General features: G+C 47.3%; 12 protein-coding genes. 4 read left to right on the top strand and 8 right to left on the bottom strand.

The features are described from left to right. Positions 1 to 10 precede the first annotated feature (10 nt). The 3 genes from METBU_RS0108825 to METBU_RS0108835 form a co-directional block, all read right to left on the bottom strand. Positions 11 to 220, bottom strand: a complete 210-nt coding sequence (locus METBU_RS0108825; protein WP_017840273.1) for a hypothetical protein — start codon at positions 218 to 220, stop codon at positions 11 to 13. Positions 221 to 239: 19 nt separating this feature from the next. Next, positions 240 to 2,516 carry a DNA translocase FtsK gene (locus tag METBU_RS0108830; RefSeq protein WP_017840274.1) on the bottom strand — a complete coding sequence of 759 codons (2,277 nt, stop codon included), beginning with the start codon at positions 2,514 to 2,516 and terminating at the stop codon, positions 240 to 242. A 427-nt stretch (positions 2,517 to 2,943) separates the two neighbouring features. Beyond that, entirely contained in the window at positions 2,944 to 3,672 is a 729-nt protein-coding gene (locus METBU_RS0108835) for a metallophosphoesterase (protein ID WP_017840275.1), read from the bottom strand. Between the two features lie 87 nt (positions 3,673 to 3,759). Between METBU_RS0108835 and ispG the strand changes: the two genes are divergently transcribed. From ispG to ppdK, 4 genes are all read left to right on the top strand, one after another. Further along, positions 3,760 to 4,986, top strand: coding sequence for a flavodoxin-dependent (E)-4-hydroxy-3-methylbut-2-enyl-diphosphate synthase (gene ispG, locus METBU_RS0108840; RefSeq protein WP_017840276.1), 1,227 nt, complete (start codon positions 3,760 to 3,762; stop codon positions 4,984 to 4,986). A gap of 62 nt (positions 4,987 to 5,048) precedes the next feature. Continuing rightward, a complete protein-coding gene (locus METBU_RS0108845; RefSeq protein WP_017840277.1) occupies positions 5,049 to 5,564 on the top strand; it encodes an ATP-dependent zinc protease family protein in 516 nt (171 codons plus the stop codon). Positions 5,565 to 5,804: 240 nt separating this feature from the next. Continuing rightward, the gene (locus METBU_RS0108850; RefSeq protein WP_017840278.1) at positions 5,805 to 6,752 is read left to right on the top strand and encodes a histone deacetylase family protein; all 948 of its coding nucleotides are present in this window, start codon (positions 5,805 to 5,807) and stop codon (positions 6,750 to 6,752) included. Between the two features lie 261 nt (positions 6,753 to 7,013). Next, positions 7,014 to 9,764 carry a pyruvate, phosphate dikinase gene (ppdK, locus tag METBU_RS0108855; protein WP_017840279.1) on the top strand — a complete coding sequence of 917 codons (2,751 nt, stop codon included), beginning with the start codon at positions 7,014 to 7,016 and terminating at the stop codon, positions 9,762 to 9,764. Between the two features lie 530 nt (positions 9,765 to 10,294). Here ppdK and METBU_RS0108860 read toward each other — a convergent pair. From METBU_RS0108860 to METBU_RS0108880, 5 genes are read right to left on the bottom strand one after another with little or no spacing between them, the layout of a single operon-like run. Next, positions 10,295 to 11,488, bottom strand: a complete 1,194-nt coding sequence (locus METBU_RS0108860; RefSeq protein WP_017840280.1) for a TIGR03087 family PEP-CTERM/XrtA system glycosyltransferase — start codon at positions 11,486 to 11,488, stop codon at positions 10,295 to 10,297. A 3-nt stretch (positions 11,489 to 11,491) separates the two neighbouring features. Further along, the gene (locus METBU_RS0108865; RefSeq protein ID WP_017840281.1) at positions 11,492 to 12,511 is read right to left on the bottom strand and encodes a FemAB family XrtA/PEP-CTERM system-associated protein; all 1,020 of its coding nucleotides are present in this window, start codon (positions 12,509 to 12,511) and stop codon (positions 11,492 to 11,494) included. Between the two features lie 30 nt (positions 12,512 to 12,541). Beyond that, positions 12,542 to 13,399: an XrtA system polysaccharide deacetylase gene (locus tag METBU_RS0108870; RefSeq protein WP_017840282.1), complete on the bottom strand. Its 858-nt coding sequence runs from the start codon at positions 13,397 to 13,399 to the stop codon at positions 12,542 to 12,544. A 24-nt stretch (positions 13,400 to 13,423) separates the two neighbouring features. After that, positions 13,424 to 14,944, bottom strand: a complete 1,521-nt coding sequence (locus METBU_RS23775) for a TIGR03016 family PEP-CTERM system-associated outer membrane protein (protein WP_017840283.1) — start codon at positions 14,942 to 14,944, stop codon at positions 13,424 to 13,426. 6 nt (positions 14,945 to 14,950) lie between these two features. Continuing rightward, on the bottom strand, positions 14,951 to 15,856 hold the full coding sequence (locus tag METBU_RS0108880; protein ID WP_017840284.1) for an XrtA-associated tyrosine autokinase: 906 nt from the start codon (positions 15,854 to 15,856) through the stop codon (positions 14,951 to 14,953). Positions 15,857 to 15,966 lie beyond the last annotated feature (110 nt).

The following is a 15,966-nucleotide window of genomic DNA, read 5'->3' on the forward strand; positions in this document are numbered from 1 at the left end:
CGGAATTGCATTAGCTGATAACCCATTCAAGGCCGTATTTTTTATCGTAGTAATAGACGATCGCCAAAATAGTCAGTTGAACGAAAAACAACAGCCAGAAATACACCATGAAGAACATAATCTTGATCGGTTTTTCTTCCGATTTTTTTCGTGCCGACAACAACCAGCCTCCGACGAGGGAAACAATCAAAATCAGGCTGCCGATCAGTGCAAAAATCATTTGCTTTTTCTACGTAACCTCAATCTTTCGGCGGCGGTGGCGCCAGAACTTCGCGTGAGCCGTTTGATTCCGCCGGACTCACAACACCTGCCGCCTCCATGTCTTCGATCATTCGGGCCGCACGGTTATAGCCGACCTTAAAGCGACGCTGCACACTGGATATCGACGCCTTACGCGTTTCGGTAACAAACTGTACAGCTTCGTCGTAAAGCGCATCCGTTTCATTATCGGCATCGGAAAGCCCGCCGAACCCATCGCTATTATCGCTTCGCTCTTGTGTAATTTCATCCAAATAATCGGCCGGCCCCGTTTCTTTCAGAAACTCGACGACACGATGCACCTCGTGATCGTCTACGAACGCGCCATGGGCGCGAATCGGAATGCTGGTTCCGGAAGGTAAAAACAGCATATCACCGTTACCCAATAGCGTTTCCGCCCCGCCCTGATCCAATATGGTCCGGGAATCGATGCGCGAAGATACCTGAAACGATATCCGGGTCGGCACATTGGCCTTGATTAAACCGGTCAAGACATCGACCGACGGACGTTGCGTCGCCAGAATCAAATGAATGCCGGCTGCCCGCGCTTTTTGTGCCAATCTCGCGATCAACTCCTCGACTTTTTTGCCGACGATCATCATCATATCGGCCAGTTCGTCGATTACGATCACGATACTCGGCAAAGCCGTCAAAACCGGAAATTCCTCGCCCTCTTCAAGCGGTCTCTCCAACACGAAAAACGGGTCGCGTATGCTTTCGCCTTTCGCATCGGCATCGTTGATCAATTGATTGAAACCGGCCAGATTTCTGACCCCCATCTTGGACATCAACTTGTAACGGCGCTCCATTTCGGCGACGGCCCAACGCAAGGCATTACTGGCCTCTTTCATATCGGTCACGACAGGCGTCAATAAATGCGGAATGCCTTCGTAAACCGACAGTTCCAACATTTTCGGATCGATCATGATCATTCGAACTTCTTTCGGCGTGGCTCGGTATAGCAGGCTCAAAATCATCGTATTGATCGCAACGGATTTACCGGAACCGGTCGTACCGGCTACCAAAGCATGCGGCATTTTCCCAAGGTCGGCGACGACCGGCGCACCGGAAATATCCTTGCCCATCGCCAAGGTCAACGGCGATTTGGCCTTCTCGAAACCTTGCGAAGCCAATAGCTCACGAAGCGTGACCATTTCTCGCTCCTGATTCGGGATCTCCAGACCGATATAAGGCTTGCCGGGAATGACTTCGACGATACGAACGCTGGTTACCGATAACGCGCGCGCAAGATCTTTTGATAAGCTGCTGATGCGGCTGACTTTCACGCCGGCCGCCGGCTGCAATTCGAAACGGGTAATAACCGGGCCGGGATGGACGGCAACCACTTCGGCCACGACATTGAAATCCTGCAGTATTTCCTCGACCAAACGGGACATATCCTCCAATTCGCTTGGCGAATAACCTTTGACTCGGATATTGCGTTCGTCGAGCAACGATAAAGGCGGCAATTCGCCTTCGGAAACCTTACTAAAATCGATTTTCTTTTGCTTGGTTTTACTTGGTGGAACAAACGATTCTTCTTGCAACTCAACTACTGGGGCGACTTTGGAGTTTTTCAGAACTTTTCCTTTCGATTTTTCACGAGGCTTGACCGAAACAGAAGTTTCCGTTACTCGTCTTTCATACTGGTTTTTTAGCACCCCGAACAGTCCTTGGCCTAACCAACGAAAAAACAGCAAGGTGTATTTACCCACGCCATCCATCAACTTAAACCAAGATAAGCCCGTAAATAGCGTCACGCCGGCCAATAGAATCGCCAATAACATTAAGGTCGCACCGGAGTCGCCCAAGGCCAACACAAAAATATCCCCGGTTTCCTGGCCTAAAATACCACCGGTCGAACCGGGCAAATCGATGCGAATTCGCAGCAAATGTAGATAGAGCAATGAAGTACCGGCCATCAAGGTAGCGATAAACCCCAACCAACTGACCGCGATACTTAATTTAGCGGTTTCCCGACTTTTACCGACATACATCAAATAGGCTTGACGAATGACCATGATCGGAAATAGATATGCCATCAACCCGAAAACACTGAGCGTAAAATCGGCCAGCCACGCACCAATCATGCCGCCGGCGTTTTTGATGCCTTGCCCGGTGCCGCTATGCGTCCAGCCGGCATCTTCGTTACTAAAAGTGACGAGTGAAATTAAAAAGAACAATGCGCAGGCCGACAAACCTAATAACGCAACCTCTCGCAAACCTCGAAATGTTTTTTCTTCAATCACTGCAGACATAAACAAGTTCTCTTAATTTATTCGATAAAACATCATTATAGATGATTAATTGAAGATGCAACATGAATTAGCCCAGGACGGGGGAAATAAATGAATACAATCTCAATGGACAGACGTCGATGTTGAAGCTACCGAAGGCAGTGTTCAAGTTGCGCTGAAGAACCAGGAAGGGAAAGAATGCTTTCACTTTCACTTACCCTTCACGACTTACCGCTAACCGCTAACCTCATAAGCGCCAACTTAAGGAAGGAACTCGCCATTCCGCCAGGGATTGGCGGAATCCAGTGCCACGGATGGCAATGCGCAGCACCATATCCATACAACATGGATATCGATAACCCATACCGATATGACGAATAAAGCCATAAACGCACCATAGAATAGGCACTAAGTTGGCGCTTATGACCGCTTACCCCACACACAGTCATCAAATCTCAACCACCTTATTCACATCAAAACCGTCAACCGTTTTACGCCCCATATAACCTCTTGGATTGCAAAGTATTCGAGCACCGGCGATACGATAATCGCTTATGCTATGCACATGACCATGAAACCAAGCCGCTACTTCGTATTCGTGCAAAAAGGCTTTTAAATCATTACAGTAAGCAAATTTTTTCAACGCATAAGGCGAATCGTTCCAACTCCATGAAGTAGGCGCATGATGTGTTACTACTACGGTTTTGCCGTCGAAAGGCCGCCGCAATTCCGCCTCAAGCCATTGCTTCGAGCGCTGATGTAATTTATAAAAGCTTTCAATATCGAACGCATGACCGCTATAGGCGATTTTTCTAAAATCATTCAAGGTTTTTCCTAACGCCTCGGCGGTTTCTATTCCATCCACCATTAAATCAGCCCATAGCGTGCATCCCAGAAACCTGACATCCTGATAAACGAAAAGATTATTTTCCAAAAAATGAACTCGGCTTCCCGCGCACTCCATTCGTAACATTTTCAGCACTTCATGATATTCACCGGTATAAAACTCGTGATTGCCGGCCACATAAATGACTGGTTTATTGAAGGTTTTCAGCCAATCAACTCCCTGTTTGTTTACACCAATATCGCCGGCGGCAATGATGATGTCAGCGTCATTGCTCGGTGTTTGTAAATTGCCGAATTCCAAATGAACATCAGAAAAATAATTAATCTTCACGATTTAACTCTTTTGAATTGTCCGTATAGAGTATAATTAGGTCATTCTTTCAGATAAAGCCAACCATTTCCATAAAGATTTAAGTCCATGTCAATCAGCCCAAGAAAAATCACCCAACAAGTTCAAATCGGCGACATCAAAGTGGGCGGCGGCGCGCCGATCGTCGTTCAGTCGATGACCAATACCGATACCGCCGATATCAAAGCGACAGTCAACCAAGTCATAGAACTGTCGAAGGCCGGATCGGAAATCGTTCGGATTACCGTCAACTCCGAAGACGCGGCTAAAGCCGTTCCCGAAATCCGCAACCAACTCGACCAAAAAGGTTTTACCGTTCCGATCGTCGGCGATTTCCATTTTAACGGACATAAATTACTCGAAAAATACCCCGCCTGCGCTGAAGCCTTAGATAAATATCGCATCAATCCCGGGAATGTCGGACGCGGTAAAAACCGCGATCCGCAATTTCAACAAATGATCGAGTTCGCTTGCCGTTACGACAAGCCCGTTCGAATCGGCGTTAATGGCGGCAGTCTGGATCAATCTGTTTTAACGCGCCTTTTGGACGAAAATAGACAAAAAGAAAATCCGGACGAACTACCTGCCGTTACTCGAGAAGCGATCATCGTTTCGGCACTCGAAAGCGCGGCCCGCGCCGAAGAAATAGGCCTACCCGCTAACAAAATCTTGTTATCCTGTAAAATCAGCAACGTACAGGAATTGATCAGCATTTATCAAGATCTGAGCAAACGCTGCGATTACGCTTTACACCTCGGCCTAACCGAAGCCGGCATGGGCTCGAAAGGCATCGTGGCCTCTTCGGCTGCCCTATCCGTCCTCATGCAACAGGGCATCGGAGACACGATTCGCATCTCGCTAACGCCGGAACCCGGCACGGCCAGAACCCAAGAAGTTGTAGTCGCACAGGAAATCTTGCAAACCATGGGCTTCCGCTCGTTTACTCCGATGGTTATCGCATGCCCCGGTTGCGGCCGCACGACCAGCGATTATTTCCAAAAATTGGCGATGCAGATTCAAAACTATCTGCGCGTCAGCATGCCGTCTTGGCGCACTAAATATCCCGGCGTCGAAGAAATGGAAGTCGCGGTCATGGGTTGCGTCGTCAACGGCCCCGGGGAAAGCAAGAGCGCCAATATCGGCATCAGCCTGCCCGGGACCGGAGAAACCCCTGTTGCCCCGGTTTATGAAGACGGTGTAAAAACGGTCACTTTGAAAGGCGATCATATTGCCGAAGAGTTTCAAGCGCTGGTCGAACGCTATATTGAAACGCACTACGGAGCCTCATCTCGGTAGTCGGTAGTTGGCAACCCTAAGCCCTGGTTTCGATACCGGGGCTTTTTAATGAATCAAACACCATGACTTCAGAATTTGTTGAACTGCCAAAACTAGGCTGGAGAGAATGGCTAGCTTTGCCGGGTTTAAATATTCCCCGGATAAAAGCTAAAATCGATACAGGGGCTCGCACTTCGGCATTGCACGCCTTTTATATCGACCCTTATAAAAAAGGCAAAGATCATTGGATCATGTTCAACATCCACCCCGACCAACTTCGCATCGATACGGTCATCGAATGCCATGCCCAAGTTAAAGACCTGCGCATGGTTACCGACTCCGGCGGACACAAAAGTCGCCGTTATGTAATTGAAACTGAACTTCTTCTTGGCACTTCACTGATCAAAGCAGAACTGACACTAACCAATCGCGACAACATGAAATTCCGCATGTTGCTAGGTAGAACCGCTATGCGCGGTCAATTTTTTATCGACCCGGGAGCATCCTATCTCCAAGGCAACCCGGATCGAAAAACATTCGAAACTGCAAAAAATTCGACATCCGAACAAAGTAACCTGAATAATTACGAAAAGGAATAATGGCTAAAAAACGAAGAACTTAACAATTTTACAATGAATAACAATAAGTCTTATTTCGCCAATTCTATTCACTATTCACTATTCACTATTCACTATTCACTATTCACTATTCACTATTCACTATTCACTATTCACTATTCACTATTCACTGCTAACTGCTAACTGCTAACTGCTAACTGCTAACTGCTAACTGCTAACAAAAAAGTCTAAGCCATTGTTTAATCGCCAGAACTTAAACGCATGCCTACACTGTATTACACACACCCGGCCTTTTTAGAGCATGATACAGGCCCCGGCCATCCTGAATGCGCCGCTAGGCTGCTGGCAATCGACGAAGCCTTAAACGCACCGAGTTTTAAGCGCTTAATCCGAGTGCAACCTAAATGGCGTGATGATCTTCAAGAAAAAGTTGCGTTAATTCATAGCCCGGCTATGATCGACGGCATTCTCGACAGCATTCCCAAACAGGGCTTGCATGCGCTCGATCACGACACCATCCTCTCTCCCGGCTCTGGAACCGCCGCCTTACTCGCGGTCGCTGCCGTTTGCGATGCAGTGGATAAACTCTGCACAGATCAGGCGACTTCCGCTTTTTGCGCGGTTCGCCCGCCCGGACATCATGCCGAACCCGATCGACCGATGGGCTTTTGCCTATTCAATAGTATTGCCATCGCAGCGGAATATGCACGGCTGCATCATTCAGTGGACAAGATCGCGATCATCGATTTCGATGTACATCACGGCAATGGAACACAAGCTGCGTTTTATAAACAACCTCAGATACTCTACGCTTCGTCTCATGAGATGCCCCATTATCCCGGCACGGGGCACCCCAAGGAAACCGGCGTCGGCAACATCGTCAACGTACCGTTACATTCAGGAAGCTCCGGCACCGAATTCAGGCAATTATACAACTCGATTATTTTACCGGCGGTTCGGCATTTCAAACCCGATTTGATATTGATATCCGCCGGATTCGATGCTCACCAAGACGACCCGCTAGCCAGTATTCGACTAACTGAGGAAGATTACCAGTGGGTCACCGAGCAAATCAAAGCGATTGCCGAAGAAAGCGCCAAGGGACGGGTTTTATCCGTATTGGAGGGAGGCTATCATATTAAAGCTTTGGCCGAGAGCGTTGCCGCTCATGTTAAATCCCTCATGAACCCTGTTAGAAACGCTTTTTAATTTATCACGAATTACCGTATCCTAAAGACACTTAGGATTTGGTCGTAAATAACGCCCTTATTTTACGGAGGATTCGGTTTTGCTCGATTGGCAGGTGTGGGCGACAGGGAAAGCCGCTGTCAAGTCTACAAGGACGTATTCACGGCGTCCTGCCAAGCGAGTTAGCGAACCCTCAGCAAAACTCATAGCTCCAGGACGTTATTTATCACGAAATCCTTAAAGACCCCCTCTTTTTTCCATCAGCTCAAATACGGATCTACCATGACTGAAAAATATATCTACTCGTTTCAAAAAGGCGACGGCAAAAACAAAATGCTGCTAGGCGGCAAAGGTGCGAATCTTTGCGAAATGACGCAAATCGGTCTCAATGTTCCGCCAGGTTTCGTGATAACTACTGTTGCTTGCCTGGACTATCTGAACAATCAGCGCTTGCCCGACGGCTTAATGGACGAAGTCAAAACCCATATTGCCGAAGTCGAAACGCAAACTGAAAAACAATTCGGCGGCCGCGACAACCCTTTATTGGTCTCTGTCCGTTCCGGTTCGGCGATATCGATGCCCGGCATGATGGATACGATTTTGAACCTCGGGCTCAACAAACAAACTCTGACCGGCTTGATTGATCAAACCGGCGACCCGCGTTTTGCCTATGACGCGTATCGGCGCTTTATTCAACTCTTCGGCAAGGTCGCGCTAGGTATCGACGACGAAAAATTCGATCATCATTTCGATGCCATCAAGAAACAAGCCGGCATTAAAGCCGATGTCGGTCTCGACGCCGAACATTTACGCCAAATCAGCGAACTGTTCCTTCAAGTGGTTCACGAGGAAACCGGAAAACCCTTTCCGGAAGACGTCTACGAACAACTGGAACTATCGATAAAAGCGGTCTTTAACTCATGGATGGGCAAACGCGCGGTCGATTACCGCCGGGAATTCCATATCACGCCGAAAATGGCCAACGGCACCGCGGTCAATGTCGTAACGATGGTATTCGGAAACATGGGCAACGATTGCGCGACCGGAGTCGGCTTTACACGCAATCCGGGAACCGGCGCCAATGAAATGTACGGCGAATATTTAGTCAATGCACAAGGCGAAGATGTCGTGGCCGGTATTCGCACTCCGAAACCAGTCCACGAACTTGCCAATGAAATGCCCGACCTTTACCGGCAACTGGTCGAATTACGCAATAAACTCGAAACCCATTACAAAGAGGTTCAAGATTACGAATACACGATCGAGCGAGGCATACTCTATTGCCTGCAAACGCGTAACGGCAAAATGAATGCGGCCGCGATGGTCAGAACGTCGGTCGAAATGGTCGCCGAAGGCCTAATCGACAAAAAACGCGCCTTATTGCGAATCAATCCCGAATTACTTGAACAACTCTTGCATCCGCAACTCGACCCTAATGCAAAAGCCGAAGCGGTTGCACAAGGTTTACCGGCCTCGCCGGGTGCGGCCTGCGGTAAATGCGTATTCGAAGCCGACACAGCCGAACAACTAGGCCGTGCGGGCGAAGCAGTCATTTTACTGAGAGAAGAAACCAAGCCCGAGGATATCCACGGATTTTTTGCCGCGCAAGGCATTCTGACCAGCCGCGGCGGGAAAACTTCGCATGCTGCCGTTGTCGCCAGAGGCATGGGCAAGGCTTGCGTGGCCGGCGCGGAGGACATCAAAATCGATGTCCGTTCGCGTCAAGCCGTCATCGGCGAATTGCATATCCGTGAAGGCGATATGATCACGATCGACGGCAGCAACGGTTTGATCTATTTAGGCCGAATCCCCACGATCGAGCCGTCCTTTTCGGAAGAATTGAAGACACTGTTGTCTTGGGCCGATGAAGTTGCCGAATTGGAAGTGCATGCCAATGTCGATACGCCGGAACGCGCCCGCTTGGCTGCAAGTTATGGGGCAACCGGAATCGGTTTGTGCCGCACCGAACGTATGTTCAACGCCTCCGACCGTCTGCCGCTAGTCATCGATATGATTCTTGCCGGCAACAAGGACGCGCGCCAGGAAGCCTTAGCTAAGCTATTCCCGATTCAACGAGACGATTTTCAAGAACTTTTTGAGGCCATGTCGCCTTATCCGGTCACGGTCCGCCTGCTGGACCCGCCGATGCATGAATTCCTGCCCGGCGAACAACAATTGGAAGACGAAATCCGGGCCTTGAATCACTATAAAATCATGATTCAAGGCCAACAAGTTACGCTGGATACCTTGGGGGCTCATGCTTTGTTACCGGCGCCGTTCAATCACCTGAACGAAGAAGTCATCAACAAAGCGATCGCGAAAAAAGAACTGATGCTGAGCAAGGTCAAAGAGCTCTACGAAGTCAACCCGATGCTCGGCCATCGCGGCGTCAGACTGGGCATGTCCTATCCTGAGATCTACCAAATGCAGATCCGCTCGATTCTCGAAGCGGCGGCGCTGTGTATTAAACAACGCAAACCGATTTTGCCCGAAATCATGGTGCCACAGGTCATTACCGTTCAGGAATTGATCAAAGTCAAAGCCTATGTCGATCAGATTCAAAAAGAAGTCGAAAAACAGTATGGCATAGAATTGGAGTTCAAATTCGGCACAATGATCGAAACCGTCAGGGCTTGCACGCGTGCGTCGAAATTGGCCGGTGTCGCCGAGTTTTTCTCGTTTGGTACTAATGACCTTACGCAAGCGACTTTTTCGTTTTCCAGGGAAGACGCCGAAAACAAATTCCTGCCGCTATACAATGAATCCGGGCTTTTAGCGGACAATCCGTTTGAAGTGCTCGATGCCAAAGGCGTCGGTCAATTGATGAAAATGACAGTTGAATCCGGACGACAAACCCGACCCGACATCAAGGTCGGCATTTGCGGCGAACAAGGCGGACATCCGGAATCGATCCGGTTTTGCCATCATATCAAACTGGATTATGTGTCCTGTTCGGCGCCTAGAATTCCTATCGCAAGGCTCGCGGCGGCTCATGCCAAGTTGCTTGAAAACGAATACGACATAGAGTTCTGACTGTGACAAAAATCTCCCTTTGCTAGCCCCCCCCCTGCCCTTGGCCAAGCGTTCAACCTAAAAAGAGCAATTGGCATGTGTTGTAGATCGTTCGTGCTGAACCAAGTCGAAGCATGAAGGATCTATAACGCTTTCACCGGATTGGTGAAGCCTCAAAATGCCTATGCAAGACGGGGTCTGTATCCCCGTCCTGCTCGTTTCGACCATGGACAAACCAATTCGAAACGTTACGGACGGGTTGCATAACCCGTCCCGCATAGGGTGAACGCACATAGGCGCCAACTTAAGGAAAAACGCGTCATTCCTCCAGGGATTGGCGGAATCCAGGGCCAGGGATGGCAATGCTTTGCTTCACAATCATGTAACCTGGATATCGGCAATCCATGTCGATAGGACGAATAAAGCCACAAATGCACCATAGAATAGACACTAAAATGGCGCCTATGGGGTGAACGCGTCCGTGGGGACTTGACGAGGGAGTAAATAGAAAATTTTTCGTGTATTTCGTGGACTAATTGCCATTTATAGGATCAACCAATCAACTCGATCAATCGGTCAGTCGACGTTTGCCAACTGAAATTCTCAAGTACGAACCGCCTATTGTTTTCCGATCGATTGCCTCCCTTACCCTGGGCAAGCGCCTCACAAACTCGATCGGCGAACGGCTGTTCATCGTCGATTATCGCGACATTCAAACTGTCATCAACAGGAATGCCTTCAATGGCCATTGATGTCGCAATGACGGGTTTAGCCATTGCCATTGCTTCCAGCACTTTATTTTGAATGCCTCGCGCAATACGCAAAGGCGTCACAACCAAATCGGCATGGGCAATGAAGGGGCGGACATCGTCCACACTACCGGTCACGACGACACCGGCTATTTGGGCGAGAGCCAACACGTCCTTGGTTGGCTTGGAGCCGACAATATAAAATTCGGTATTGGGGTGTTTTTTCCGAATGGCCGGAAATACCTTTTCGGCAAACCATTTAACCGCATCGACATTGGCCCAATAATCCATCGCGCCGGTAAACGCTAATACTTGGATCTCCGGGCGATACGGCAAGTCGAATATATGATCCGGCGAAAAATAATCGGTATCGACGCCGTTATTGACCGAACCGATGCGTTTCTCGAATTCCGGAGCCAAGGTTTTAAATAAACTAGCTTCTTGTTCGGAAACAAAAAAACCGGCTTTGGCTTGAGAGATCAATTGCTTCTCAAATTCGAGCAAGCGTTCGGACTCGCGCCGATAGATCCAGCTTTCCGGCCAAGTCTTTTTCTCGGCGTATTGCCGCCATTTATCCGAATCGACGTCGACATAATCGGCGATCAGCGTCAAATCTTTTCGATTAAGGACATATTGCCCCATGACCGACGAAAAAATCAGCACTTTGCGAATCTGATGGCGCTCGATGACGCCATTCACCCATTGCTGGAGCTTAGGATTCTTGTAATAAGGCAGACTTAGGGCCTTGCCGGTCAATAACCCGGTAAGGCTTTTGATTTTGGATTGCAACGGATCTAACGATTCGATGCAGGATTCTTGACAGTAATTTTTGACCGTGTCGGCATACTGCCAATCATTTGGATCATCAATGAAGCTACCCAAAAAGATTTGATACCGCTGCGATAAGGCCTTAAGAAAATGAAACGAGCGGATTTTATCGCCTTTATTCGGCGGATAGGGAATACGATGAACCAAAAATAATAAATTTTCCCTCATACATCACCCCAAATCTTTCGATAGCCAAGGTCCGACGAACCGGCTGACCGGTAAAGGTAAACGTTTCCAGGCCGCGATAAACAGACGATATTTCGGATTCAGCGGATTGATATCGGGCAATCGTTCAGCCTTGACCAAATGAAACTCGTAAAATAACGGCTCGTGCTCAAAGCCCCAATGCTTTTTAAAACGGTAGGAACCGGTACCGATTTTACTGCGGCCGTAATCGAATATCTTTACGCCTTTGTCGACGGCCCGTCGCATTACTTCCCAATACATGAAGTCGTTACCTTGCACCGATCTAGCTTGATCGATACCGCCGCCGTAATAAGGCAATATTTCATCCTTAAAATAAAAACTCATGACACTGGCAATCAGTTGACTGTCCTTTTCGACCGTCAATATCTCGCATTGATCTTTAAATACATCCTGCAAAATTTGGAAATATTTTTTGGAAAAAACCGGCGTACCGAGGTTTCTGACGCTTTCCGAATACGCTAGATAAAAACGTTCGACGTCTTGATCGATAACGCTCACCAAACCGGCATTGATACCTTTACGGATCATCGCACGTTGTTTACGCGGGATCGCCTGCATATTCTTTTCAGAGTCCGGATCGAGCGTCTTTCGAAAAGTTACATAGAGTTCTTTGTAGGGACGTTCCGGCAATTTTTGAACCCGGTTTCGCATTTCCAGATAATCGACATTCAATTGCTCGGCCAAACGACAGGCTTCTTGATCGAGCATGGCATAACTTTCTTCGTCCTCGGCGACTATACCGCCGTAAACGCAAAACGATAGCGAACACAAGGCATGCCCGAACAGCGGACTTTTAATTTGGGACAACGGTAATATTCCTGTGACCTTACCGTTTTTTTCAATATAGTAGAAATATGTCTTATGACCGAAGGCTCGTTCTATGACGTCTTTCCAGCCGGATAGATGAAAAAAAGTGGCGTCCGCTTGCTGCTCTACGAAGGCGTCCCATTTTTTATAGTTGTCAGAGTCCAGTAATTTGAGCATTGTTTGATGAAGTAAAGGAATAAGAGCGGCTCATCGGCCTTTATCGATATTGAGAAAAACGTTCGACATCGTATCCCAAGAAAAATCGTGGAGCAGATTGACGATGCGCCCTTCCATTTTATCGAGATTCAAATAATGCCGGAATTTCGATTTGAAACTCACGTTTTTCTGTCTCGGTTGTTCGGGGTCGATTTCCCAAGGATGGCAATAAAAAATTCCGGGCTGATGTTCTTTTTGATTAATGACGCTGAAGGCCCATTTGGATAAAAAATAAGGATAGAACCTGAAAAAACCGCCGCCGCCGCACGGCCAATTCTTACCGGCTAATGGCAACGTGGTAATCGGAATTTCCTTGAAATTTTTACCCTCGATCGGTTCGTACATAAACCGCGGCGCTTCCGGCATACCGTATAAATCATGCTTGACCGGATAAACGCTGGAACTGTATTGGAATCCGGCTTCAGCCAGAATATTGTGCGCCCAAGGATTACTCGCACCGATCGAATAACTCGGCGCCCGGTAACCGATCACCTCCCGGCCGCCGATATCTTCCAGCATTTTTTTGGTTTTGACGATATCGTTTCGAAATTGCTCGGGATCGAGCTCGGTGACTCGAATATGATCATAACCGTGACAGGCCAGTTCATGGCCTTCCTTGACGATTCTTTGTATCAATGCCGGATGCCGTTCGGCAACCCAGCCGAGAGTAAAAAAAGTCGCTTTGATGTTGTGTTTTTCGAATAAATCCAGGAACCGATGGGTATTGTAATCCGCCCGTTGCGGCAATGTTTCCCAGTCGGATTTGGCAATCGCTTTCTCAAACGCGGAGACTTGAAAATAATCTTCTACATCGACGGTCATCGCATTCGTTATTTTATTATTCTCCATTGAAAGATCCAGTTACCCTTAAATTTAGAAAAACGCCATCAAATTCAGTGTAATGCGATTCTCGTCGAAACTATTGATATTGTTGTTTGAACTTTGATTGATATAACGATATTCAATGTTACCGTTCAATTGCCTCAAGATGCTTCTTTGCACTCGAAACGCCACGTCGAAGCGATTATCTGTTGAAAAGTCGGTGTCGGTCACCTGATAACCGGAACTTAAAAAGGTATTGGTTCTTGGCATAAAATTCCACATCCAAGATCCTCTGATACCGTAAACTTCGTCCTTGACTTGACTCTCTTGAAATGTTCTTCTTTCGGTGAAGACATTGGCACCGAGTATGCTTTTACCGGTTCGGTACGAATACGAAAGCTGCCCTCTTCTTCTGACAAAAACATCATCAATCAAATTCGGCAAGGCGATGTTAAAAAGAATCGGATTACCGTCTGCATCATTGATAGGCTCACCGAACTCATCCTCAAACGGAATGATTTGTTCTTCGAACAACACCTGCTGAACCGTTGTAGTATCCTCGTTATAAGTTAAATTTACGACTGATTGAGGCGTAAAATAACGCAGATTGGTTTGCCAAACATTGCCGGTATTGGTACCGACATCATTATTACGATAGGTCGTCGTCCATTGAAGGCGCTGGAACGGTGAAATAAAAACAGTCACATAAGAGTTGTTGCCATAACCCGCCGATACGCTGAACCGTTGACTCGGTGTCCATTGTCCGCCGAAGTTATAATAAAAGCCGTTTCGACTGAACCCGGTGGTCGACCGAAAATCGTTGTTTGCATACCCGCCTTGAGCAAGTAGACTAAATTTCCTATTCAGGATATAGCGCAGTAAAGCATTGGAATCCTGAAAACGTATTTCTTCGCCGCTACTGTTTCGATTAATTCTATTATTGAAATTTAAACGCCAACCCACTTTCGAAAAATACCTGCCGCTATTCAACATGACATTTTGCGAAAAGCTATCGGTATCGGACAAGGGACCTTCGCTGGAACTTACCCTATCATATCCAGCTCGTGCCATACCGTTAGCATAGCTTCCAAATCTGGGGGTCCATGTCGGAGCGATCCCAAATGTTGAAATAGTTGAAGTATTGCTTCTATCGCCGGTAAAGTTATCGCTGACAATCCGCGTGTTGGAAATATTTTGCTGACTGATAGAACTACGGGACTGAACAAAAAATCGTCCCGGAGAAACGATGTAGTTGCTGTTAAATTGTAATTGGTGATTCAAATCGATGTCGGAATCGCCGCCGGCATTATAAATACTTTGCAATCGATAATTCAGATTTAGGTTATAACGGCCCGATTGACCGTTAACAAAAAAACCGGGAGTAATCGCGGTTACCCATGCGCTTTCTTCCTCGCCTTTCGGCGCGAGTCTAATATTATCCGAATAAACTTCTTGTAAAAAAACACTGGGCCTGAACCGAAGGTTTAAAGCCCAAGCATTAGCTGAACAACCCCATATCAAGTAACCGCTGAACGAAGCGACAATGAACCGACTTAATTTAAGGTGTTTCATAAAAAATCAATACTGCCCGTATCCGTAGTAGTTCATATCCATGCTCCTTTGCGTTTTGTTCAACAAAGCAAGAACCACATCGCAGGACTCCAATTTCTTAACCGCTTCCATTACAATATTTTGAGCCGTTTTTTCGGCTTCGATCACCAAAATAACCTGACCGACCATGCTGGACAAAACTTCCGCTTGAGTAGCCGCTAACAAAGGCGGCGAATCGAAAATCACGATACGATCCGCATAACGCTCGCTCAACTCTCTCGAAAGGTTAATCATTTTGTTACTTGCGAGCAACTCGGTAGAGAATTGATGCGCTTTTCCAGCCGGAACGATACGAAGGCCTGCGATTTCGGTCTGCAAAATAATATCCGAAAAATCAATCTTGTTACCTTCCAAATATTCAATGAGTCCGGGTGTTCTTTTGATACCTAGCACCCTGGAAACCGAAGGTTTTGCGACATCCGCGTCAATTAACAACACTTGCTTATCGCGCTCGGCCGCAATGCTAATAGCTAAATTAATAGCGGAAAAGGTCTTTCCTTCTCCCGGAACGCTACTGGTAACCAAAATAAGGTTAGATCGCTCGATGCCTTTTTCAATGCCTCCCAGTGCATTGGACATGATGGGCCGTTTAATGCTTCTAAATTCTTCCGCAATCTTCATGTGGCCGATTGACGGGTCGATAAAACCATGCTCGTGTAGAAATTCCCAATTAAACCGTTCGATATTTTTTTCACCGGCGTCTAAAGAGTGCGCTTTAGCATTTCCGTTATTATCGCCAGTTAAGAAAAAAGCATCTAATGCATCTTCGGTGTGCGTCGATTCTGTTTGATTATCAACAGTGGAGTTAGACCTTTTCACAGGGCCGAGACTCTCGGTTAAGCTAGCTTTTTCTAAAGCTTTCTCAATACTCATTAATTACTCCAATATCTCATCATTCCGTAGCATGCCAGATATCCTCGGATCAATTTCATCATGTTTTTTCCATTAATAATACTCTGTTTTACCGACTATTCAGAATTATT

The sequence above is a fragment of the Methylotuvimicrobium buryatense 5G genome, from assembly GCF_000341735.1.
In the GTDB taxonomy this organism is placed as follows: Bacteria; Pseudomonadota; Gammaproteobacteria; order Methylococcales; family Methylomonadaceae; genus Methylotuvimicrobium; species Methylotuvimicrobium buryatense.

What these genes read in the sequence shown, in the direction of transcription:
- METBU_RS0108825 (WP_017840273.1), bottom strand. Translation starts at nt 220, where the DNA reads ATGATTTTTGCACTGATCGGCAGCCTGATTTTGATTGTTTCCCTCGTC.
- METBU_RS0108830 (WP_017840274.1), bottom strand. Translation starts at nt 2,516, where the DNA reads ATGTCTGCAGTGATTGAAGAAAAAACATTTCGAGGTTTGCGAGAGGTT.
- ispG (WP_017840276.1), top strand. Translation starts at nt 3,760, where the DNA reads ATGTCAATCAGCCCAAGAAAAATCACCCAACAAGTTCAAATCGGCGAC.
- METBU_RS0108845 (WP_017840277.1), top strand. Translation starts at nt 5,049, where the DNA reads ATGACTTCAGAATTTGTTGAACTGCCAAAACTAGGCTGGAGAGAATGG.
- METBU_RS0108850 (WP_017840278.1), top strand. Translation starts at nt 5,805, where the DNA reads ATGCCTACACTGTATTACACACACCCGGCCTTTTTAGAGCATGATACA.
- ppdK (WP_017840279.1), top strand. Translation starts at nt 7,014, where the DNA reads ATGACTGAAAAATATATCTACTCGTTTCAAAAAGGCGACGGCAAAAAC.
- METBU_RS0108860 (WP_017840280.1), bottom strand. Translation starts at nt 11,488, where the DNA reads ATGAGGGAAAATTTATTATTTTTGGTTCATCGTATTCCCTATCCGCCG.
- METBU_RS0108865 (WP_017840281.1), bottom strand. Translation starts at nt 12,511, where the DNA reads ATGCTCAAATTACTGGACTCTGACAACTATAAAAAATGGGACGCCTTC.
- METBU_RS0108870 (WP_017840282.1), bottom strand. Translation starts at nt 13,399, where the DNA reads ATGGAGAATAATAAAATAACGAATGCGATGACCGTCGATGTAGAAGAT.
- METBU_RS23775 (WP_017840283.1), bottom strand. Translation starts at nt 14,944, where the DNA reads ATGAAACACCTTAAATTAAGTCGGTTCATTGTCGCTTCGTTCAGCGGT.
- METBU_RS0108880 (WP_017840284.1), bottom strand. Translation starts at nt 15,856, where the DNA reads ATGAGTATTGAGAAAGCTTTAGAAAAAGCTAGCTTAACCGAGAGTCTC.